Raw genomic sequence first — 20,907 nt, 5'->3', positions numbered from 1 at the left:
GCTTATTTATTAAGGGCTGCGCAAACGTTTGCGCAGCCGCTGATCTGTTATCCGATTTTGCCGAAAGCAAGTCAAGAATTTCTTGTTTTATAGCTTTAATTCAATTTTAAAAGCCTAGTAAACGTTGCGTTTTTCAAACACGCGCACTGATATAAAGCAATCTTTTGCAATGCAAGATGTTGGTGCGAGGTTCTTGCTGCTATCTGGACAGATTCCGTTCTGGTGAGCGAAATGAGGGAATTCACTGATATAGAACATTTGTTACATGGCGGTATTTTGTGCTCTAGAGCAAAATCAATTTTTTAAAAGTTCAGGGAAATTTCTTGTGAAAAAAATCTATTTAAGCGGCGCCTCTCTTTGTTTCTTGCTCGCCGCTTGCGGTGGCGGTTCCAGCACTAGCACGGCACCGGTCGCGGTGGTGACGCCCGTGGTCACACTCGATGCGGTGACCAGCGCCTCGGCGGCCACTGCCAGTCAACTCGGATTAAGCGCGCTTACTGGCAACAGCAGCACCGCCAGCGTGTATGACTTGGTCGCCGATGTCGGCGACAGTTGGCGCCTGACTTTGAATCAGGATGGCAGTTTCAGCATTCGCGTCTTGTCGACCCAATACGGCTTGAGCGATCTCAGCGGCACCTACAGCAAAACGACTAGCGGCAGCTTGGTAACGCTGACCGGTGCGAACGGCAGTTTTGATCTGAAACTCGATACGCGCACCAGCACGCTGGTCGGCCGCGTCAAGCTCGGTGCCATTGCCGCTACGGTAACTGGCAGCAGCTATGCGCTGCCGGCCAGTCTGAGCAATCTTGCCGGCATCTACAATTTTATTGGCAAAGGCCGCAATGCCAGCAATGGTGGCTCGCCGAGCACTGTGGCCGGTACCATTTCGCTCGATGCCAGCGGCAAGAGCGTGACCGTGTGCGTCGGTGGCCAGGCAAATGCCAATGGCACGTGTTCGAATGTATCGACGCAGACAGCGGCCCAAGCGCCGGTAACACTGACGGTGCAGACCAATAATGCCGATGGCCGTCTGCATTTGCAGCAAAACGGCAGTGAATTCGGTACCCTGACGGTACAAGCGGGCGACCGCGGTGCCGTATTGGTATTTGATCACTATGGCTATAACACCGACACGCCGCCGGTGATGCGTTCCGGTGCGTTGTATGCCGTCAAACAGCAGGCATTGACAGGCAGTGAACTCAACGGCAGTTGGGATTGTGCCGACGCCGGCACGGCGATTGCCAGCCTCAGCGTCAGCGGTAGCGTGATCCAAGCGACATTGTTGCCGAGCACAACGGCCGCGACGAATAATCTGAGCTTTAATAAAGTCAATGACGCTAACAACTTGTTTAGCATCAATGGCTTTGCCGTCAATGTCGCCAGCGGTGACAGCATCAGCCAAGGGGCCTTGGTTCTGCCTTTGTCGTCGAGCTTGTTTGCCGTCGAGCGGGTAGCGGCCAAGTCCGTGGCCTTGTGCCGCTTGTCTAAATAGACTCAGCGCGGGGTGGCGCAGCCGCTTTAAAAAGGGCGTGACCGGATGGTATCGGGCACGCCCTTTTTGTTGCGCTGATGATTTTTTGCTGCGATTCCCTCAGTCCGATAGGCGCCTAGGCTACAATCTCGCCTCAATTGAAGATGGGAATCGCATGAACCAGCAATATGATGTCGCCGTGATCGGTGCCGGTGCCGCCGGAATGATGTGTGCGGCCGTCGCCGCTGCACGTGGCCGCCGCGTGGTACTGATTGATCACGCCACCCGCTTGGCCGAGAAAATCCGCATTTCCGGTGGCGGACGCTGCAACTTCACCAATCTAGAAACTGGGCCGGCGAATTTCTTATCGGACAACCCGCATTTCTGCAAAAGCGCCTTGTCGCGCTACACACCGCAGGATTTTTTAGCCTTGCTCAAACGGCACGGCGTGGCTTGGCATGAAAAGCACAAAGGCCAGTTATTCTGCGACGACAGCGCCGAAGACATTATCCGCGTCCTCAAAACTGAATGCGATCGCGCCGGCGTAAGCTGGCGCATGCCATGCAGCGTGGCGGCAGTTGCGCCAGCGGCCGCTGGTGGCTTCGTGCTTGAGACTGCCACCGGCAGCATAGCAGTGAGCAGTGTGGTGATCGCCAGCGGTGGCCTATCGATACCGAAAATCGGTGCCACCGACTTCGCCCATCAGATTGCGCGCCAATTCGGCCTCAAAGTCATCGAGCCGCGGCCAGCCTTGGTACCCCTGAGCTTCGCCCTGCGCGATTGGGAAGCCTTCGTGCCGCTGGCCGGTATCGCGCTGGCCGTGACCGTTGAAACCGGCGAAAAGAAGCAACGCGCGCTGTTTCGTGAAGACATCTTATTCACCCACCGCGGCTTGTCTGGTCCCGGCATTTTGCAGATTTCCAGTTTTTGGCAAGCAGGCGCGCCGATACGCCTGAATTTACTGCCCGACTGTGAATTGGCCGCGGAACTGATTGCCGCCAAGAGCAGCAGTAAAAAAAATCTGGCTAATTATTTAGCCCAATACCTGCCGCAACGCTTGGCCGACGGATTATTGGCCGCGCATGGTTTCGACGGACAACAAAAAATCGCTGACATGCAAGATAAACGCTTGCGCGAACTCGGACAAAAAATCAACCAGTGGGAAATTGTGCCGGATGGCTCGGAAGGCTACCGCAAGGCTGAAGTGACACGCGGTGGCGTTGACACCCGGGCGCTGTCGCAGCAAAGCATGATGGCCAATGCTGTGCCAGGCTTGTATTTCATCGGCGAAGCCATCGATGTGACCGGCTGGTTAGGTGGTTATAACTTCCAATGGGCATGGGCTTCGGGTTCGGCAGCCGGGCAGGCGGTGTGATTGTTCATGTCTTTTTGTGAACAGAGGTGGACAAAGCGGCGCTTTTGGCCGATACTGCGGCTCTGACAAATTGAAACATACACGCGAGAGCCGACAGCTTTTTGTGGTTTTCGGTTCAAGTGGTACGCATTATTTGCGTAAGATTTAATCATCCACCTTCCCTTAAATCGAAAACCCTGCTACTATCTCGTTCTTCCTATAATCTTTCCATGGTTTGAACTTAAATGACCACAATTCGCCTTAAAGAAAACGAGCCGTTCGAAGTCGCCATGCGCCGCTTCAAGCGCACTATCGAAAAGACCGGTCTGTTGACCGAATTGCGTGCTCGCGAGTTCTACGAGAAGCCAACTGCAGAGCGCAAGCGTAAGCTGGCGGCCGCAGTTAAGCGTCACTACAAACGCATTCGTAGTCAGCAATTGCCTAAGAAAATGTATTGATATTGCCTCTGTTTCTGGCTATGCCAGTAACGCTGCAATGTAATACCGCTTAGGTTTGCATGCCCGCTCCGGTCAGCCGCAGCGGGCTTTGTGTTTTTATTCGATTCCGTATCAGGAGAGCAAAATGAGTTTGAAAGAACAAATTACCGAAGACATGAAAGCCGCCATGCGTGCCAAGGAAGCCGTCAAGCTCGGCACCATCCGTCTGTTGACTGCCGCGATGAAACAACGCGAAGTCGATGAACGCATTGAGCTCGACGACGCGATGGTCTTGGCGATCATAGAAAAAATGATCAAACAGCGCAAAGATTCGATACAGCAATTCGAAGCCGGTGCCCGCCAAGATTTGGCCGACATCGAAAAAGCCGAATTGCTGGTCTTATCGGCCTATATGCCGGCTGCCTTGTCGGATGAAGAAGTGGCTGCGGCCGTGACTGCAGCAGTGGCGCAAACCGGCGCAGCCGGCCCGCAAGACATGCGCAAGGTCATCGACGTGCTTAAAACCCAGTTGGCCGGTCGTGCTGACATGGGTAAGGTATCGGGCTTGGTTAAAGCCGCGTTGACGCGTTAATTGCAGTCCACATAACGAAGCGCTCGACGGCATGCGTCAACTCCTGTGATACCGCAAAGTTTCATTCAAGATTTGCTGGCCCGCGTCGACATTGTCGACGTGGTGGGTGGCTACGTCCAGCTGAAAAAGGGCGGTGCCAACTACATGGGTTTATGCCCCTTCCATAACGAAAAATCGCCGAGCTTCACGGTCAGCCCGACCAAGCAGTTTTATCACTGCTTCGGTTGTGGTGCGCATGGTAGCTCGATCGGTTTTTTGATGGAATATTCCGGCCTCAGTTACGTCGATGCGATTCGCGATCTGGCCCAGAACAACGGCATGATCGTGCCGGAAGAAGATCGTTTGTTACCGGCGCAGCGCGCGGAAGTGCAAGCCAAAAGCCTGGCCTTGTCGGAAGTAATGACCAAGGCCGGCGATTACTACAAGCAACAGCTGCGCACGGCACCAGGCGCCATCGCCTACCTGAAAAAACGCGGTTTAACCGGCGAAGTGGCGGCCCGTTTTGCGCTCGGCTTCGCGCCCGATGCCTGGGACAGTTTGCGCAGCGTGTATGGCGATTACCAAGCCCCGGAGCTGGTGGAAGCCGGCTTAGTCATCGACAAAAGCGATGAGGAAGGCGGGCAACGCAAGCGTTATGATCGTTTCCGTGACCGCGTGATGTTCCCGATTCGCAATACCAAGGGGCAGATCATCGGTTTCGGTGGGCGTATCATGGAGCAGGGCGAACCGAAGTATTTGAATTCGCCGGAAACGCCGCTGTTTCAAAAAGGCTTGGAATTGTATGGCTTGTTCGAGGCACGCCAAGCCATTCGTGAAGCCGGCTATGTGCTGGTGACTGAAGGCTATATGGACGTGGTGGCGCTGGCGCAAATGGGTTTTCCCCAAGCGGTGGCGACGCTGGGCACGGCCTGTACCGCTACGCATGTGCAAAAACTGCTGCGCCAAACCGATCACGTGGTGTTCAGTTTCGATGGCGACAGCGCCGGTCGTCGCGCGGCGCGGCGCGCCCTCGATGCCTGTCTGCCGCACGCCAATGATGACAAATTCATCAAATTTTTATTCTTACCGACCGAGCACGATCCTGACAGTTACATTCGTCAATTCGGTGCCGACGCCTTCGAGCAGGAAGTCCGTGGTGCCATGCCGCTGTCGCAATTTTTCATGCGTGAAATGATCAGCGACAACGATTTGACCACCGCCGAAGGGCGCGCTAAAACCCAGTTCGATGCCAAGCCGATGTTGCAAGGTATGCAAGCTTCCGGTTTGCGTTTGCAAATCGTGCGCAATTTGGCGCAAGTCACGCAAACTACACCGGCGGAAATTGAAGCCCTGTTTGAACTTGCGCAGCCAGTTGCGCGTCAAAAGCAAGCGCCGCCGAAATCCAAGCGCAGTGCGCCGGTTGGTTTGGAGCGCCAGATCATGCGCATTCTGGTGGCTTACCCGGCCCTGGCGATGCTGCTCGATGCCGACTTATTGGCCGAAGCTGCCTTGCTGGCCCCCGACGGAGCGGCCATGCTCGGTCAGTTGGTTGCTACTGCGCAATCAATGGGTGAGGGCGCGCAATTTGCTGCCTTGGCCGAGCAATTACGCAATGTGAGTGCCGACTTCGATGGTTTGATTGCCGAGGTCGCCGAACAAACCGATACCGACCCTGACTTGGTCAAGCTCGAATTACTCGGCGCAATCCGGCAGATTCGTTCACAGGCCTTGAAAAACGAGGCCGAGCGTTTGGCTTCGGGTGGCTTGCAAACCGATGAGGCACGCGCGCGTTGGCGAGAAATCATGCAATTGCAAGAAGAATTGCGCAAGCAAGCGATCACCGAAGCCGCCAATCGTTGATGAAAAGCAGTTTTTTGTCTATGGTAGTAACGGGGCGCTGCTGAATATTTCAGCAGCATGATAATCTGTTTGTTTGCGCTTAATCATGCTTTGAGTTTATCTTTTGAAAACTGATTGCCTATTTTTTTATCAGTCCCATGGCCTTTTGCTATGGTGCGGGCTAGAGAAAAGCCTCACTGCGTGGTATAATTAAAGGCTTACGATTCAAAGTCTTAGGTTGTTTCATTCTGTGCTCAATCGACTGATTTGGCATGGAATGTGTTGTTTAGGTGAGTTTGACACTCCTCCGAGTAACCCAAAACACTGGCACTGAAGACTGTGGCACCTGAAATGAAAAACGGCTAGCGCCGTGTGCGGGTCGAATGACCTGCTTTTTTCTTTTTGTATCAGGGAAGCTACTCAGTTCCGGATGGTTTGATTCAATGGCTAGCGCAATGAAGAAACCCGCGAAAACCCCGATGCCCGAGGCAGTGAAAAACACTGCAGCGAAGCTTTCGAAAGATGCAACTGTCGCTGCTGCTGCAACAAAGCCCAGCAAGACAGTGATAGCCAAAGTAGTAAGTGTCAAAACACCGACTGTGACAAAACCAGTCGCAGTTGCAAGTGTTGCTAACCAAGCAAGCGCAACACCGAAGTCGGCAGCGCCTGCCTCGAAAGCAGCGGTACCAGCCGGTAGTGCAAAAAAAACCTCGGCTTCGCCGCCCCAGCAGCCCGCTACTGTGGCCGCCAAGGTGAGCAAGCCGGTGCGGTCTGGTAGTGCGCCGGCCAAGGCGCAAGCCCGCGCGCCCTCTGAAGCCAGAAAAAGTGATGAGCAAGTTGCGGATGGCGCAACTCATCAGATTGCAGGTAAGCAAACGCGAACCGCAACGGAGTCGCCTCAGGCCAACCCAGTGCTTCACGCAACATCGAAAGCTTCCGTGACAACTAACAAAACCGATGCAAAGACAGTGATTAAGCCTACCAAGAAATCAGTAAAACTTGCTCCTGAAGTTCAGGAAATCAAGAATGGCTCTGCGCCTACCGTCAGCCAAACGACTGACGCTGCCGTGCTGGCCGCCATCGATACATCCGGTTATGTCTTGCCCGGCGTGAAAGTGCCTGGTCGTCGCGGCCGCAAGCCGAAAGAATACCAGCCTGAAAACGAAGAAATCGCGGCATTGAATGCGGTTGAACGTGCCGAAATGAAGGCGATCGACAAGGCCAAAGCGAAAGACCGTAAAGCCAAAGAAAAAGCCTTGCTCAAGGATGCGTTCTCGTCCGATCCGGAAGCGACCGAAGAAGAACTCGAACGCCGCCGTCAAAAGCTCAAAACCCTGATCAAGCTCGGTAAAGATCGCGGCTACCTGACTTTTGCTGAAATCAACGATCACTTGCCAGAAAACGTCGTCGATCCGGAAGCCATCGAAGGCATCATTGGTACCTTCAACGACATGGGTGTGGCAGTCTACGAGCAAGCCCCTGATGCCGAAACCTTGCTGTTATCCGACAATGTCGTCACCGTCACCACCGACGACGATGAAGTCGAAGCCGCTGCCGAGGCCGCGCTGTCGACGGTCGACTCCGATTTTGGTCGCACCACCGACCCGGTGCGCATGTACATGCGCGAAATGGGCTCGGTTGAGCTGCTGACGCGCGAAGGCGAAATCGTCATCGCCAAAAAGATCGAAGAAGGCCTCAAAGACATGATCCAGGCGATCTCCGCCTGCCCAACCACGATCGCGGAAATCCTCGCGGCGGCTGACCGTATCGCCGCCGATGAAATTAAAATCGATGAATTGGTCGATGGCTTGGTCGACCCGAATGCTTCCGACGATGCCGCACCGGTTGCGCCGCCGGTAGTGGTGGTGGTCGATGAAGATGCCGAAGAAGAGGAAGACGAAGAGGAAGAAGAAGAGGTCGATGAAGAAGACGCCGCTGCCGGCGCCGCTGCGATCTCGTCGGAACAACTCGAACAAATGAAGCGCGATGCGTTGGCCAAGTTTGAAATCATCTCGGTCAATTTCGATAAGATGCGCAAGTCTTACGAAAAAGAAGGCTACAACTCGAAAACCTATGTCAAGGCGCAAGAAGCCATCTCCAATGAATTATTGGGCATCCGTTTCACCGCCAAAGTAGTCGAAAAACTGTGCGACACCTTGCGTGGCCAAGTCGATGAAGTGCGCCATATCGAGAAGCAAATTCTGGAAGTGGCGGTCAATCGCTGCGGCATGCCGCGTTCGCATTTCATTAAAGTTTTTCCGGGCAATGAAACCAATCTCAACTGGGTGGTTGGCGAAGTCAATGCCGGTCATTCTTACAGCGCGATACTCGGCCGTAACGTGCCATCGGTACAGCAACTGCAGCAAAAACTGATCGACCTGCAAGTGCGCGTGGTCTTGCCTTTGCCTGATCTGCGCAACATCAATAAAAGGATGTCGGCCGGTGAAATGAAGGCCCGCAAAGCCAAACGCGAAATGACCGAAGCCAACTTGCGCTTGGTGATTTCGATCGCGAAGAAATACACCAACCGCGGCTTGCAATTCCTCGACTTGATCCAAGAAGGCAATATTGGTTTGATGAAAGCCGTCGACAAATTCGAATACCGTCGCGGCTACAAATTCTCGACCTATGCGACTTGGTGGATACGTCAGGCCATTACGCGTTCGATCGCCGATCAGGCGCGCACCATCCGTATTCCGGTGCACATGATAGAGACGATCAATAAAATGAATCGCATCTCGCGCCAGATCTTGCAAGAAACCGGGGTAGAGCCGGATCCGGCCACCTTGGCGATCAAAATGGAAATGCCGGAAGATAAAATCCGCAAGATCATGAAAATCGCCAAGGAACCGATTTCGATGGAAACACCGATCGGCGACGACGACGATTCGCATCTCGGCGATTTCATCGAAGACAACCACACCCTGGCACCGGCTGATGCGGCCTTGCATGCATCGATGCGCAATGTCGTCAAAGATGTGCTCGACTCGCTCACCCCACGCGAAGCCAAGGTCTTGCGCATGCGTTTCGGCGTGGAAATGTCGACCGATCACACGCTCGAAGAAGTCGGCAAGCAGTTTGACGTCACGCGCGAGCGCATTCGTCAAATAGAAGCCAAAGCGCTGCGCAAGCTGCGTCACCCGTCACGTTCGGATAAGCTCAAGAGCTTCCTCGAAGGGAATTAATAGGTTATAATTGGCGCTGCTTTTTTTCAGCAGCACCGCGTTTTTTTATGCAACTTATCGCGCAAAAAAATCGTTGAAAAAAAATGGGCCTCTAGCTCATGTTGGTTAGAGCAGCGGACTCATAATCCGTTGGTACCGTGTTCGACTCACGGGAGGCCCACCAGAATTTAGTATTAAAAACAAGGGGTTACGTTTATTCGTAGCCCCTTTTTTTATTCTGCGTTCGTCAAAGGTTCAACGGAAGTTCAACCAAGATTTAAAGCACTAATCGGATTCAGTTTTCTTGTTTCCTGCAAATGCTCTGGTGACAGACGGGCGTACCGCATGGTCATGGCCAAACTGTGATGACCAAGGACTTTTTGCAATGCCAGGATGTTCCCGCCGTTCATTATGAAATGGCTGGCGAACGTATGGCGCAGGATATGTGTCATTTGGCCTGCCGGCAGTTTTAGCTCGGTTCGTTTTAATGCATCCCTAAATGCTGAGTAGGCCGTTGTGAATAAGCGTTCATCATTACCGTATTTATCATGGTGTTTTTTTAGTTCTTCTTCGAGCTGTGGCGTGATCGGGACAGCACGTGCTTTACTCGATTTTGTCTGAACGAATTGAATGACTCCGCTACGGGCTTGGGATATCCGTAATGACTCAGCTTCTCCCCACCTGGCGCCCGTTGATAGGCAGACTTTCGTTACCAGGGCGACATGCGGATTTTGCGCCTGGCTTAATTCGGCTAATAGTATTGTTATTTGTTCAGGCGCGAGATATGAAAGCTCTTTTTCCTGGATTTTGAATGCTCGCAGTTTTTGTAATGGATTTTCTTTCTTCCAGTGATCGAGTCGAATTAATTCATTAAATACCGCTCGTAAATATGATTGCTCGCGGTTCATGTTATTGGCAGTCACGCCATCGTTAATACGCTTCGCTCTATATTCAGCGAACTGATCTGCTGTAAAAAGGTCGCTGCGAGGATTTCCCATTGCTGTGCACATTGCCAATAAGCGGCGATATGTATCAGCTCCGGCCCGCAACCCTGAGCCGTGATGACGTTGCCATATATCGACAAGATCGGACAGTGTACGAGCATCTTTTTTTTGCGGTGACCATTCGGGTGTTTCTTGCACTTTTGCCTGAATGTGACGTTCCCAGGCTAGTGCTTCAGCTTTGGTTGGGAAGGTCTTTTTGATTCTCTTTCCACTTCGCCCTCCTGGTTGAATATTGACTTGCCAAGCAGTTTTTGTTTTATTTTGCTTGATTGCCATTATTACGCTTTCTGTGTTCAATCATCAGCTTTTCAAGTCTCTCAGTTTCGTTTGGGGTAAGTTTGTCTTCGTTGTAGCGAATTTGTCCTCCTTGCATGACTGGGAAAACTAAGTTCTCATTTATTCCATGATGCTCTAAATATTTTTGAATATCTGAAAGTGACATTTCGGCAATACTTTTGAATTGTTCATCTGTGAGTTGTGTTAATGGAATATTTAATATGCTTAGAGCAAATTTCGATTTTTGCAAATCTTTTGGTCGATAAAACAAATCCCAACGATTTTGATGTTGAGTTCTGGGATCAATACCGAGTATTGGTGTAATTCTAAGATTAGACGAATTTTTTTCTGTGGTTTGAGCTACTAATGGTTTCTGTTTTTGTGCTGCAATACGTTCAATATTTTCCTTGCGTTCTTCTTCCCGCTCATTCCAAAGTTTTTTTAAATAATCGTATTCTTCAGAAGATGCAATTTTATATGCAGCATCGCTTAGAGGGCTATCCCACCAGTGAGCTAAAGGGCGAGTCCTTTCTGCTGCATACATTCGTTCTTTTTCGTCATTAGTATTTACTTGTGCTTCTTTATATAACGTTTGGGCTAAATTAAGGCTATGAGTGAAATATTGGTGCGCTGCATACGATGTTTCATAAATTCGCTCTGGAAATATTTGTGCAGTGTATGGTGCAATATGACCATTGGCCGCATCGGTAATCCCCGTGCTAAGCCAGAATGCATAATCTGGGAAAAGTTGGGCGAGTGCTTGAAACATATCTGAAGTTATACGCTGATCTCTTGCATAGACTTTTCGCCATCTTTTAGAGTTAATCCCTGTAAAAAATCCAAGCCTTTCCCAAAAGCCATGGCCTCCGATTTGAGGCTGTTGTGCGTCACTTCCTATTGCCGATTTTATTTTATCGATAACCCCCTTTTTTTTGTCGGGCTCCAATTCTCCAGATTGATCGCGAAGTAAAAGTATCACGCGATCTTCAATAGTTGTTGACATAGTATTCCAATAGAGGTTTAATGCCTATATTGTTCATTTGTCCTAAATTAGGATATATGAATTTTCTAGGGTAATGTTATAGCTGAGGGTTGATATTTTGGACGCTTTTTCGAATTTTGTCACCAGACCTGAATTTCCAATACAGGCATTTTCTCATTATCCATCGCCGGTGGTTTCGCGTGAACGTTTTGCTGACATGGTTGGACTTCCACCTGGCGTCATTATTGGCTGGTGCAATAAGGGGCTTGTTCCTCAAGTAAAAATTGGCAAATACACCTTGATTTCCATTGAACTTCTAAGAAAACAATGTTTAGCAAAGGAGTTCGCGTAATGAGTATTTTTATTTTTTATCTTTCCTTTGGCGTAAATCGTTTTTTTTCAGTTGATTCAGGGTGCTTCAAATGAGCAAGATGAAACGCTTAGACGACGATCTCCGCAACCAACGCGGCACGCGCCTGCCCGCCCGCAGCGACAGCGAGGACGGACAGCCGCAGGGCCGGGTTGCGTCGTCTAAAAAACAAGCGTTTGCGCCAAGCGCTGAACCCCTCCAAGCTAATAGAGGGGTACATGAACAAGATTACATCGATCTAGTGTTGGCAGATGGTGCGGTAAAACAAGTTCCAAAGCGTGCGGCATCAAACAGTAAGGTATTTATTGACTGGCTTACGTTCACTGCGAATGTTGATGCTTTTCTTAGATTCAATGGCTATAAAGCTTTTACTGATGATGACATCGCAAGCGCTATCTCACTAATTTTGCATGACATGTTTGGTGATGGTTTTGGGATTAGTAAAAAGAACGGTTTTGGCATGCACTTTCATAAAGAAAGTTTCGTGATTGGTGACAACATGGGAATTTTTTGCATTGGTCATCGTAATAACCGTTTTTTAGTCTCGATTTCAGGTGACGGTTGGTTAAATGCCAATCCGGATGCAGCAGAAAAATTACATAAATTCTTAAATCAACTCAATGACCATGGTGCAGATGTTCGGATTAGTCGCGTAGATATTGCCGCCGACTATTACACCGATGGACCGACACATGACGAATTTGAAGAGGCATATCACCGAGGTGAATTCGTCCGCCAACAGCGCCACATTAATTCAAAAGATGCTTGGCCGAATTACCAAGTGTATGGCTGCATTCATACGAACCGTGGCCTGCAGGCCGGCATAACCGATGCTATTGGAGTTCGTACTTCGGACCTGTATTTGCGTCGCTATGACAAAGGCCGACAGTTAGGTGACCCAAGTTCGCCTTGGGTGCGAGTCGAATTGGAAATCAAAAATAAAGACACGATCATCCCTTTGGATGTGTTGCTGATGCCAGAAACCTTTTTCTGCCAATACCCATGGTTGCGCAATCTTCGGGACAGTACAGCTGAGAAAATGGAAACCAAGCGGCAACGCGCGGAAATTACTGTGGAAGCGTCCAAAAAAATCATTAAAACGCAATTTGGTAAGTATCTCCGCGTGTTGCGTGGCTTGGTTGATTCAGACGAAGAACTGATCAATCAGCTTCAATCTGATGAGGACGAATGGCCTAAGCGGCTAGCGAAAGTCGCACCACAAATATTTGTGCCTCTGCACAAACAACCAATAAGAAGCAACGTTTTATTTGCGGATGAATTCGCCACATCGGACTACGGCTACACCGATGGTTCTGGCTTTACCAGTAGTCATACACATTAAATTCCAAAAGGAAAAAGCATCATGAAATTTACTTCACAAATCAAAGTACTCGGTATGAAAGCCTCTAAAGGCACTCTTGAAAATGGTAGCGGTTATGACAGCACAAAAATCTATGTCGAGACTGGATTAGATGACAGTAAAGGAAATGCAAAAGGTTTTTCTGCCGTTGAATATTCTTTTGGTATGTCGGATGAATATGCCAAATACAAACATCTGACGTTTCCGTTTATGGCAGAAGCGACACTGGAAATTGTTACGACAGGAAAAATTCAGAAAACTCAGTTGATTGATTTGAAGCCAATTGAGATGGTCAAACAACCGAAAGCGGCCTAATCATGCGGCGCGTTTTCATTGTTCAGGACACAGAAAGCGCGTTGTTTCTATGCCCTCATTTTGGCGATGTGAGTTACACGCAATGGTTTGATGAAGCAGGGCGTTTTGATGATCAGGAGTCTGCTATTGAAACCGCGCATGTTCACTGCACAGAAGGCTTTAGATTGCATTCATTTTTCGAGGAAGACTAATGGCTACAGGCTCTTTGCAAAACGTGATTATTTGCGTTCCGGTGACTAGCGGTGCATCTGTCGCGCCATGCTCAAGCGTTGGCGGCGTGAAGCAAAAACCTGTAATGCAAATCGCCTATGTCATTGATCCAGCAAGCGCAAATTATTTTGACATGGCACTGGAGCCACTTGACCCGGCTTCAGTCGCCACTGTTTTCTCGGTTGGATTTTCTTTTGTGCTGCTATTTTTCCTAGTGGCACGTGGTGCTGGTGTAGTTCTAAATTTAATCCGCAAGGGTTAATAACAAACCGAGTCGGACGGCTTCCGATATTTTTTAATGAAGGAAATTTTATGAAAACTTTTAAAAACAAAATCGCATTGGTTGCAGCTTCCGTTATTGCGATGAGCGCTGGCGTTGCGAATGCTGCTGTTGATTTAACGCCAGTTACTTCGGCGTTCACTGCTGCAGATGTCGTAACAGGTGTGATGGCGGTAGCGGCTGTTCTGGCAGTAATTTATGTATCAATCAAAGCTGCAAAAATCGTTCTTGGCATGCTGCGTGGCGGTTAATACTAGCCCGTATTGATTGACAGGGCACAGCAGAAATGCTCTGCCCTTTTTTATTTTATGGGAGATAAATATGACAGCAACACAACTTTGGTACTTGTTCGTTTTTGCTTGGGGCATTATCTGCGCATGGGCAGTTATTCAAGGCTTGGAAGGGTGATTATGCGTAAGTTACTCATATTGAAATTATGCTTTTTGATCGCCTTATTGCCTTTGAAATCGTGGGCATTAACGGCAAGTGATGCTGCGTACTGGAACATGAATCGGGCGCTATCCGGAACGACACAAACTGCATTGCAGAATCGTGGTTATGTTCCCAATGATCCTCGAACATATTCGACTTTATCAGCTATGTCTGGCTCTGCAGTCAATATTGCATCATCGGCAGCCGGAGCTGTCGCTGGAGCGGGCGCTGTGACATTAGCTGGAATTACAGCGCCGGCCTGGGGATCATTACTTATATTTGCAGCTGCATCTACTGTGGTCGGATATACCGTCAATTTGGCATTGAATGGTTTGGTGAACTGGCTATTTAATTCAAATAAAACTGTCGATGTTATTACGCCTGGTTCGGACACTAACTCAATTCCCGGTACATCTATTGGGATTGGTTCAGTTTGGTGTACTAATAACGGTGGTGGTGGCTGTTCTTCAAGTCCAGATGCCATGGCAAGCCAAGCAATCGCCGATGTGTTGGCTGTTTCCGGTAGCGCGTATATAAATTTGATTTCAAAAACCTGCGCTTTTAGCGGAACTGGTTCCACAATGTACACGTGTTCGACTGTCTATAAATTGAAGACTGGGACCAACGCGAACGGTGCAACTATTTATGTCAATCTTAGTAATGGCGCTGTAGTTTGTCCGAGTGGACAGTATTATCAAGGTTCATCTTGTAAGGCGTTTTCTTATGCTACAGGACAAGTCGCTACAGGTCAGACCATCGGGCAAGCGGCAGGTACTTTAACGGACGTTCAGAAGGCGCAAGCTGTAAATCCTCAGTTGGTCGCTGCATTAGCCAACACACTTTGGCAGCAAGCCGCTTCACAACCTGGATATGCCGGCTTTCCCTATCCTTCAGGTAATCCAATTACTGCTACAGAAGCTCAGACCTGGCAACAAGCAAATCCGTCGCTTTGGCCAACAGTTGGCGATCTGGTTGCACAGCCTCATGCATCAAATGTGATAGATACATGGACGTTGCCATCCAATCCAGCATCGGCCACTTTGCAGCCCACGACTGCACCAAATCCTAATGCAACTAATCCTGCCTCTGCAAATCCATTACAGAACCTTGGCTCTGATCCTGGTGTTGGCGCGCCAACTTTGGAAGCGACTCCTACCGCTCAAATGATTTTAAATCCAATCATGAACTTGTTGCCAGACCTTAAGAGCTATTCGCCGACCATGTCTGCGGGAGTCTGTCCTCGGCCAACGTTAGATCTTTTTGGACATACCCAAACGATGGAGGCGCACTGCACGATTTTGGACAACAACCGTTCGACTATTCATGCCGCGATGGTCTTGGCTTTTTCTTTGCTAGCCCTGTTAATCATTCTTTCTGCGTGAGGTTTATATGTTCGGAATCGTATTAAGTGTTTTCAATACCGCGCTGGCCTGGTTAGTGCGCTCCGTTCTCGTGAAATTTGTCGTTTTCTTTGGGCTGTATTTTATTACGACAGAATTTGTTTCAGTCATCACTAACTTATTACCTTCATCATCTTCGTTGAACGGAGCCCTTTCAAGTATTGCCGCAAATACAGCTTACTTTTTGGATGTATTCGCTTTACAGGCAGGTTTGTCCCTTGTGGTTTCTGCTTACGCCACGCGGTTCCTAATCCGTCGTTTGCCGATAATCGGTTGAGGTTATTTATGCCAATTAATGCCTATACCGGTTTAATGGGATCAGGGAAATCGTTTGAATGTGTGGTGTCAGTAATTCTTCCTGCGTTGTGTGCTGGTCGGCGTGTTGTTACAAACGTCGATGGTATTGATAACGATGCGTGCCGAGCGTATTGCTGCGAAGAATGGGGTGTGGACTTAGACCAGCTAGGGAATGTTTTTCATTGCACCAACGATGACGTAAAAAAATCTACCTTTTTACCGTGTGGATCGGACGAGGAAACTTTTTGCTTGCCTGGAGACATGGTTTGCATTGATGAAGCTTGGCGATTTTGGGGAACCGATTGCAAGCTTTTGAAAGAGCATGCAATATTTTTTCGTGAGCATCGTCACTATGTTGACGAGGTGTCGAAAGTTTCTTGCGATTTAGTGTTGATGGTGCAGGACATTTCTGATTTACATCGGCAGTTAAAAGTAGTGGTTGAGTTGAGTTTTAGAACAACGAAAATCAAGTCTCTCGGATTGAGTAAGATTTATCGGGTGGAAATGTGGGAGGGCTATAAACAGACTGTGAAAAGTCGTGTGTCTGTCGAAAACAAGAAATATGATCCAGCTATTTTTCCTTTGTATTCCTCTTACGTTGGTGGGAATGGCAAGGAATTACAGGTTGATAAACGTCAAAATATTTTGAATTCAAAAAAGCTGTGGGCTATGGCTACCGGAATTATTTTTCTCGGCGGTATTGGGTTATACGGTGTTTTGCATTTTTTTGATGCTTCTCGTTATGAGAAGAAGATCGTTACAAGCATCAAATCAGGCGTTCAAGACGATAAATTGAGTTCTGTTACACCAATCTCTGCAAACGATCATAAAAATGGCTCTCAGGGCGTCTCATCAGTTTGGCGCATTGTCGGAAACTTTCAAGCCGGCGAACGGTTTTATATTGTCATCGCTGATTCCTCGGGACGTATTCGCGTTGAACATCCATCCTCTTTTCAAAATACTGGAATTAGCATGGTGGGTGAAGTTGATGGCGAACGGGTGGCATTATGGTCCGGCGCTCTTGATACTCACTCTGCATTGCAGGAGTTAAAAAAATGAAAAATATTTTTTTCGTCGTTTTGTTGTTGTCGTCTGTTTTATCGTCGGCTCAGGAGGTGCAATCAATTTCTAATCCTGCAAATATTTCTAGGCCGTATGTGCAAACCTCAAAGGTTTCACGTTTTGATTTTCAGTCGATTTGCGTGGCTCAGGTCATTCAACTGATTTATAGCGAAGCGTTAAAAACTCCTTACGTACTTGATCCAGAGATTTTAACTGATGGACGTCTGGTATCTTTTCGCTATGCGAACGACAAGGGAGATTTAAAAATCTTTCTTCAAGTGTTTCTTGAATCGCTAGGCTATTCACTGGAATCTCATAGCGGAATTGATTTTGTGGCGAAGCGCAAGGTTGATGAAAAGGCAGAAATTGAGCCAGATACGTTCGTATATCGTCCTAAATTCCGCGAGGTTACCTATCTCGCACGCTTGTTATCGCCTTTGTTTAAAGGCTCTTTTTCGGTTAATCATGCAATCGCAGCGCCGGACGGAGGCAAAGTACAAACAAGTGTTCCGAGTGGTTCTGCAGCTTCGCTGATTGATCAGAGCGGCATTGATATTCTTATGTTTTCAGGACCGGGAAAAGAGATTGAAAGACTGAAAAAACTTCTTCCACAAGTTGATTTTGTAACCGGTGAAGTTTTAGTTCGTAGCGTGGTTTATGAGGTCAGTACAAGTGAAAAAGACGGTTCTGCATTTGGTCTTCTCACAAATATTTTAGGCGGAAAATTAAATATTGGTATTGGTGCCGCGATGAATACAGGAAACTTCGTACAGTTTAAAAATGCTACGCTTGATGTGATCTATTCAGCGCTCTCTAGTGACAGCAGGTTTAAAGTTGTTTCTTCGCCGTCTCTTCGAATTCGCTCGGGTTCAAAAGGTACCTTTTCGGTAGGCCAAGATGTACCAGTTCTGGGTGCAATTTCTTATCCTACTGGTGCAGGGCAGGCTGTCCAATCTGTCGAATATCGGTCATCGGGCGTGTTATTTGATATTCAGCCAGTTGTGCATGAATCTGTCATCGATCTGAATATAGATCAACAACTCTCGAATTTCGTTACGACAACGACCGGCGTAAATAACTCGCCTACGCTGATCAAGCGTGCGCTAAAGACCACTGTATCAATGCAAGATGGTGATTTGATTATCCTGGGCGGTTTGACAGAAAATAAAGAGAGCGGCACACATGATGGTTTGTCATTTTTACCTAAATTTATGCATACGAAAGGCACTGATAATAGCCGTTCGGAAATTTTATTAATTTTGCAAATACAGCAGTTGTAGTAAATTTAAATTAAAGGAGTGTATTGTGGTTATTGCCAGTAATGATAAAGAATTGGAAGATACTCAAAAACTTACGGATGACGGCATGGAATGTAGCTTGTGCGGTGGAACAGGAGGTTGGCCGGGGTTGAGTGGCTGGGTCGAATGCAAACCATGCAAGGGCTTAGGCGTGTCGTCCGTGCCTGTGACAATGCCAGCCGCAAACAAATAGTCGATCAATGAAGGGGGGCTTTGATTTTCACTGTTCGAGTATTTTATGGTGACAGTCAAACTCAGTAAAAATAATTCCATGAGGAATAATGCATTACTCCGTGAAATCTTGCATTATGTGCAATAATTGGTTTTCGGTTTATGTGTAGGATCGTGAATGCCTTGCCTTTTCAGGCGGCATTTTTAACTTTTTGGGAGAGCACTGATGGACGTAGCACGTTGTACGTTGGATGATGTGGTTTATCAAGCAACTCGTTTTTCCATATTGCTGCCGAGCGATCTTGCTCAAAAGCGTAAATTCTTGGTTTGCCCTAATTGTGGTGGACCTTCATTTTTTCGTAAAGCGTCGCGAAGCGGTCAAGCGGCGTGTTTTGGAGCTCGACCTCACGAAATCGGATGCTCATTAGCGGCCCCTGAATACGAAAAAAGTGATGACGGGCAGGGTGATGATCAAGACACTGTTGATAACCCTGGTCAACGTATAGTGGTTGATTTTAATTTTGGAGCTCTGGAGAATGACAGGCATAACGACCCAGATGCCATTGGAAATCCGAGCGGCCGTGGCGGGCGATATGTTGGTGGCGGGGCTCGACCAGATGCTACTATGCACAGGCGTCTTAGTACAATTCTTCGCAATCTTGTCGTATCTGAACAGTTCAGAACTTCACAGCAGATTTTGGAAATTTCGGGTGTTGGGGAGTTCAGTGTCGCAGACTTTTTTGTTCCGTTCGCATCAATCATGTCAGAGCATGACGGCAAATATCGCGGCTACTGGGGAATGATTTCGGACGCGCGCATGGGACAAAATGGTTCGTTGTGGCTCAATTCCGGTGGTAAAGGCGACGTGAGTCTTGTAATTGGCGAAGCACTTGTTAATCAAGCTTACGAACGATTTAACCTTGGCGATGAGGAAGACATTGCCGGCGCGTATGCGTTGGTTTTTGGCACATTGCGTATGTCCCAGAATGGGAAAAAGTATGTCGAGGTTGAAAATCTTGGCTTCTTTACGCTTCGGTTGGAGTAACTGTGTAAAATTTACTAGGATTTTCATGAGGTCGTGTTTTTGCTTTATTTGGGCCGCCATTGCTGCGTATATTGACGATGCTGTCAATATCAAGTATTATTGAATCAACACAGTCGCCACACGTCTTCTCCAACGGGGAAGGTCCTTCGAAAGAGGGCGTGCAAAAGGCGACTTTTCTATTCCAGGACGCCAATTGGCAACATTTTCCAAGACTGCGAAACCCCCAGCCGCTTTGCTAGCGAAGCTAATTGCGCAGAAGCTGGCCGTTGCAGACACTAAGCTTGCTGAGCAGTACATCACTTTTGTTGGTCATTACAGGCTCAAAGGTTACTGGTTCCATTTCGTTGATCCGATTTCCAATGAGTTTAAGGCCAACACGACCTTTGAGATGATTCGCGACCGGTATGAATTCGATCGCGAAATTCGAGCCTTTATTCTTGAAGCCGTTGAACGGTTGGAGGTTGCTATCCGTAGCTCGTTGTGCAATTTTTTAAGTCTTAAGCATACGCCTCACTGGTACTTAGACACTTCCTTGTTCAAACCAGGTCGAAAATTTGGTGTCGGACAAATGCTGTCCAAGATTGAAAGTGAGGTTGCTAGATCAGGGGACAAGCGGTTCATCAAGGCTTACTATGATGAGTATGATGATCCATATTTGCCTCCTAGTTGGGCAATGAGTGAATGCGTAACGCTAGGGATGTGGTCGAAAACTTATCAAATGTTGCGAGATGCAAGTGATAAGAAATCTATTTCGGCGAAATTTGGTATTGGACAAGTCGAGGTCTTTGAAAGCTGGCTGCACACATTAACAGTATTGCGCAACATGGCCGCTCATCATGATAGGTTCTTGGGGCAGAAACTCGGTGTTGGGCCAACGAATCTTAAAGCTAAGAGTATCAAATTTTCGGACAATAAGTCGGTATATGCAGCCCTTACAGTTGTGCATGTGTTGCTTGATTCGATTGATTTCAATACGACGTTTCGCCAACGTCTCGTTGATCTGAAGGTTAAGTACGGGATGGGGCTGATGCAAGAACTGGGTTTTCCGAACAACTGGCCGACTGGTGCCGTTGGCTGGTAGTGGGGCGGAGCTAGTGAGTAGTATGTAGGGTCAACGAAGGTTCAACCGCATTGTTATATAACACCTGTGCAATGGTAGATGATGTGCGCTAAATCATTGTTTAGTAATGTATAGTTAAGTATTGTAGCGCAATGGTAAGGACTCATAATCCGTTGGTACCGTGTTCGACTCACGGGAGGCCCACCAGAATTTTAGTCATTGAATCAAGCCCTTACGAGAAATCGTCGGGGCTTTTTTCATTTTTGCGCACCCTGAAATCGGTGGGTCAGTTTTAGATGTAAATTAACAGTCTCGCTTCAACTGTTTCTTCAGTACGCTCTTGCCGTGAGCATCCATGCCGTGAAACTGGAAAACAGATTTTGCTAAATCCATGCCGATTGTTGTAACCTTCATGGTGATGCCTCCCTCGGTTCAATAAAGTGGCCCCCTAAGTCCAGACAATTATTCAAAGAGTTTAAGATAGTGCCTGTTTCTGCCACAGCTGCGCG

The 20,907-nt window shown here is 48.3% G+C and carries 20 protein-coding genes, 1 tRNA gene and 1 pseudogene; 18 read left to right on the top strand and 4 right to left on the bottom strand.

Annotation, left to right across the window (positions count from 1 at the left end; translation table 11 throughout):
- Nucleotides 1–325: 325 nt before the first annotated feature.
- The 5 genes from QN359_RS00110 to dnaG all read left to right on the top strand — a co-directional run bounded on the left by QN359_RS00110 (nucleotide 326) and on the right by dnaG (nucleotide 5,693).
- Nucleotides 326–1,492 (top strand): hypothetical protein, encoded by a 1,167-nt coding sequence (locus tag QN359_RS00110; protein WP_322249234.1) that lies wholly within the window; start codon nucleotides 326–328, stop codon nucleotides 1,490–1,492.
- A gap of 154 nt (nucleotides 1,493–1,646) precedes the next feature.
- Nucleotides 1,647–2,846 (top strand): NAD(P)/FAD-dependent oxidoreductase, encoded by a 1,200-nt coding sequence (locus QN359_RS00105; protein WP_322249233.1) that lies wholly within the window; start codon nucleotides 1,647–1,649, stop codon nucleotides 2,844–2,846.
- A 224-nt stretch (nucleotides 2,847–3,070) separates the two neighbouring features.
- Complete coding sequence (rpsU, locus tag QN359_RS00100) at nucleotides 3,071–3,283, top strand: 30S ribosomal protein S21 (protein WP_005877634.1); 213 nt, start codon at nucleotides 3,071–3,073, stop codon at nucleotides 3,281–3,283.
- Nucleotides 3,284–3,407: 124 nt separating this feature from the next.
- Nucleotides 3,408–3,854, top strand: coding sequence for a GatB/YqeY domain-containing protein (locus QN359_RS00095; RefSeq protein WP_322249232.1), 447 nt, complete (start codon nucleotides 3,408–3,410; stop codon nucleotides 3,852–3,854).
- A 45-nt stretch (nucleotides 3,855–3,899) separates the two neighbouring features.
- Nucleotides 3,900–5,693, top strand: coding sequence for a DNA primase (gene dnaG / locus QN359_RS00090; protein ID WP_322249231.1), 1,794 nt, complete (start codon nucleotides 3,900–3,902; stop codon nucleotides 5,691–5,693).
- A 265-nt stretch (nucleotides 5,694–5,958) separates the two neighbouring features.
- On the opposite strand, the gene QN359_RS00085 is transcribed toward dnaG, so the two are convergent.
- On the bottom strand, nucleotides 5,959–6,423 hold the full coding sequence (locus QN359_RS00085) for a hypothetical protein (protein WP_323493167.1): 465 nt from the start codon (nucleotides 6,421–6,423) through the stop codon (nucleotides 5,959–5,961).
- A 187-nt stretch (nucleotides 6,424–6,610) separates the two neighbouring features.
- On the opposite strand from QN359_RS00085, the gene rpoD reads away from it, so the two are divergent.
- Both rpoD and QN359_RS00075 read left to right on the top strand, forming a co-directional pair.
- Complete coding sequence (gene rpoD / locus QN359_RS00080) at nucleotides 6,611–8,857, top strand: RNA polymerase sigma factor RpoD (protein ID WP_322249229.1); 2,247 nt, start codon at nucleotides 6,611–6,613, stop codon at nucleotides 8,855–8,857.
- Between the two features lie 85 nt (nucleotides 8,858–8,942).
- Nucleotides 8,943–9,020, top strand: a tRNA-Ile gene (locus QN359_RS00075).
- Nucleotides 9,021–9,102: 82 nt separating this feature from the next.
- Here QN359_RS00075 and QN359_RS00070 read toward each other — a convergent pair.
- Both QN359_RS00070 and QN359_RS00065 read right to left on the bottom strand, forming a co-directional pair.
- Nucleotides 9,103–10,116, bottom strand: a complete 1,014-nt coding sequence (locus tag QN359_RS00070; RefSeq protein WP_322249228.1) for a tyrosine-type recombinase/integrase — start codon at nucleotides 10,114–10,116, stop codon at nucleotides 9,103–9,105.
- Nucleotides 10,097–11,119, bottom strand: coding sequence for a hypothetical protein (locus QN359_RS00065; protein ID WP_322249227.1), 1,023 nt, complete (start codon nucleotides 11,117–11,119; stop codon nucleotides 10,097–10,099). The genes QN359_RS00070 and QN359_RS00065 overlap by 20 nt, the downstream gene beginning before the upstream one ends.
- Before the next feature lie 410 nt (nucleotides 11,120–11,529).
- On the opposite strand from QN359_RS00065, the gene QN359_RS00060 reads away from it, so the two are divergent.
- From QN359_RS00060 to QN359_RS00010, 11 genes are all read left to right on the top strand, one after another.
- Entirely contained in the window at nucleotides 11,530–12,810 is a 1,281-nt protein-coding gene (locus QN359_RS00060; RefSeq protein ID WP_322249225.1) for a replication initiation factor domain-containing protein, read from the top strand.
- Nucleotides 12,811–12,831: 21 nt separating this feature from the next.
- On the top strand, nucleotides 12,832–13,143 hold the full coding sequence (locus QN359_RS00055; RefSeq protein WP_322249224.1) for a hypothetical protein: 312 nt from the start codon (nucleotides 12,832–12,834) through the stop codon (nucleotides 13,141–13,143).
- A gap of 2 nt (nucleotides 13,144–13,145) precedes the next feature.
- Nucleotides 13,146–13,334, top strand: a complete 189-nt coding sequence (locus QN359_RS00050; protein WP_322249223.1) for a hypothetical protein — start codon at nucleotides 13,146–13,148, stop codon at nucleotides 13,332–13,334.
- A complete protein-coding gene (locus tag QN359_RS00045; protein ID WP_322249222.1) occupies nucleotides 13,334–13,615 on the top strand; it encodes a hypothetical protein in 282 nt (93 codons plus the stop codon). The genes QN359_RS00050 and QN359_RS00045 overlap by 1 nt, the downstream gene beginning before the upstream one ends.
- A gap of 50 nt (nucleotides 13,616–13,665) precedes the next feature.
- Nucleotides 13,666–13,884 (top strand): hypothetical protein, encoded by a 219-nt coding sequence (locus QN359_RS00040; RefSeq protein ID WP_322249221.1) that lies wholly within the window; start codon nucleotides 13,666–13,668, stop codon nucleotides 13,882–13,884.
- Nucleotides 13,885–14,043: 159 nt separating this feature from the next.
- Complete coding sequence (locus tag QN359_RS00035; RefSeq protein ID WP_322249220.1) at nucleotides 14,044–15,447, top strand: hypothetical protein; 1,404 nt, start codon at nucleotides 14,044–14,046, stop codon at nucleotides 15,445–15,447.
- A 7-nt stretch (nucleotides 15,448–15,454) separates the two neighbouring features.
- Nucleotides 15,455–15,742 (top strand): DUF2523 family protein, encoded by a 288-nt coding sequence (locus tag QN359_RS00030; RefSeq protein ID WP_322249219.1) that lies wholly within the window; start codon nucleotides 15,455–15,457, stop codon nucleotides 15,740–15,742.
- Between the two features lie 8 nt (nucleotides 15,743–15,750).
- Nucleotides 15,751–16,821, top strand: a complete 1,071-nt coding sequence (locus QN359_RS00025; protein ID WP_322249218.1) for a zonular occludens toxin domain-containing protein — start codon at nucleotides 15,751–15,753, stop codon at nucleotides 16,819–16,821.
- A complete protein-coding gene (locus QN359_RS00020; protein WP_322249217.1) occupies nucleotides 16,818–18,104 on the top strand; it encodes a type II secretory pathway protein in 1,287 nt (428 codons plus the stop codon). Before QN359_RS00025 ends, QN359_RS00020 begins: the two co-directional genes overlap by 4 nt.
- Nucleotides 18,105–18,519: 415 nt before the next feature.
- Nucleotides 18,520–19,338, top strand: coding sequence for a hypothetical protein (locus QN359_RS00015; protein WP_322249216.1), 819 nt, complete (start codon nucleotides 18,520–18,522; stop codon nucleotides 19,336–19,338).
- 193 nt (nucleotides 19,339–19,531) lie between these two features.
- Entirely contained in the window at nucleotides 19,532–20,419 is an 888-nt protein-coding gene (locus QN359_RS00010) for an Abi family protein (protein WP_322249215.1), read from the top strand.
- A 288-nt stretch (nucleotides 20,420–20,707) separates the two neighbouring features.
- On the opposite strand, the pseudogene QN359_RS00005 reads toward QN359_RS00010, so the two are convergent.
- Nucleotides 20,708–20,812 (bottom strand): annotated as a pseudogene (locus QN359_RS00005) (IS110 family transposase); the annotation flags it as partial.
- Between the last annotated feature and the right edge of the window lie 95 nt (nucleotides 20,813–20,907).

Source organism: Undibacterium sp. 5I2, from assembly GCF_035019605.1.
GTDB lineage: Bacteria > Pseudomonadota > Gammaproteobacteria > Burkholderiales > Burkholderiaceae_D > Undibacterium.
Note: the sequence above shows the minus strand (reverse complement) of the source record. Positions and strands in the feature narration are given on the sequence as shown.

Bases quoted from the DNA above. Each gene is read 5' to 3' on its own strand.
- rpsU (WP_005877634.1), top strand. From the start codon at position 3,071: ATGACCACAATTCGCCTTAAAGAAAACGAGCCGTTCGAAGTCGCCATG.
- QN359_RS00065 (WP_322249227.1), bottom strand. From the start codon at position 11,119: ATGTCAACAACTATTGAAGATCGCGTGATACTTTTACTTCGCGATCAA.
- QN359_RS00030 (WP_322249219.1), top strand. From the start codon at position 15,455: ATGTTCGGAATCGTATTAAGTGTTTTCAATACCGCGCTGGCCTGGTTA.
- QN359_RS00055 (WP_322249224.1), top strand. From the start codon at position 12,832: ATGAAATTTACTTCACAAATCAAAGTACTCGGTATGAAAGCCTCTAAA.
- QN359_RS00025 (WP_322249218.1), top strand. From the start codon at position 15,751: ATGCCAATTAATGCCTATACCGGTTTAATGGGATCAGGGAAATCGTTT.
- QN359_RS00105 (WP_322249233.1), top strand. From the start codon at position 1,647: ATGAACCAGCAATATGATGTCGCCGTGATCGGTGCCGGTGCCGCCGGA.
- QN359_RS00070 (WP_322249228.1), bottom strand. From the start codon at position 10,116: ATGGCAATCAAGCAAAATAAAACAAAAACTGCTTGGCAAGTCAATATT.
- QN359_RS00020 (WP_322249217.1), top strand. From the start codon at position 16,818: ATGAAAAATATTTTTTTCGTCGTTTTGTTGTTGTCGTCTGTTTTATCG.
- QN359_RS00045 (WP_322249222.1), top strand. From the start codon at position 13,334: ATGGCTACAGGCTCTTTGCAAAACGTGATTATTTGCGTTCCGGTGACT.
- QN359_RS00035 (WP_322249220.1), top strand. From the start codon at position 14,044: ATGCGTAAGTTACTCATATTGAAATTATGCTTTTTGATCGCCTTATTG.
- QN359_RS00050 (WP_322249223.1), top strand. From the start codon at position 13,146: ATGCGGCGCGTTTTCATTGTTCAGGACACAGAAAGCGCGTTGTTTCTA.
- QN359_RS00040 (WP_322249221.1), top strand. From the start codon at position 13,666: ATGAAAACTTTTAAAAACAAAATCGCATTGGTTGCAGCTTCCGTTATT.
- QN359_RS00015 (WP_322249216.1), top strand. From the start codon at position 18,520: ATGGACGTAGCACGTTGTACGTTGGATGATGTGGTTTATCAAGCAACT.
- QN359_RS00060 (WP_322249225.1), top strand. From the start codon at position 11,530: ATGAAACGCTTAGACGACGATCTCCGCAACCAACGCGGCACGCGCCTG.
- QN359_RS00095 (WP_322249232.1), top strand. From the start codon at position 3,408: ATGAGTTTGAAAGAACAAATTACCGAAGACATGAAAGCCGCCATGCGT.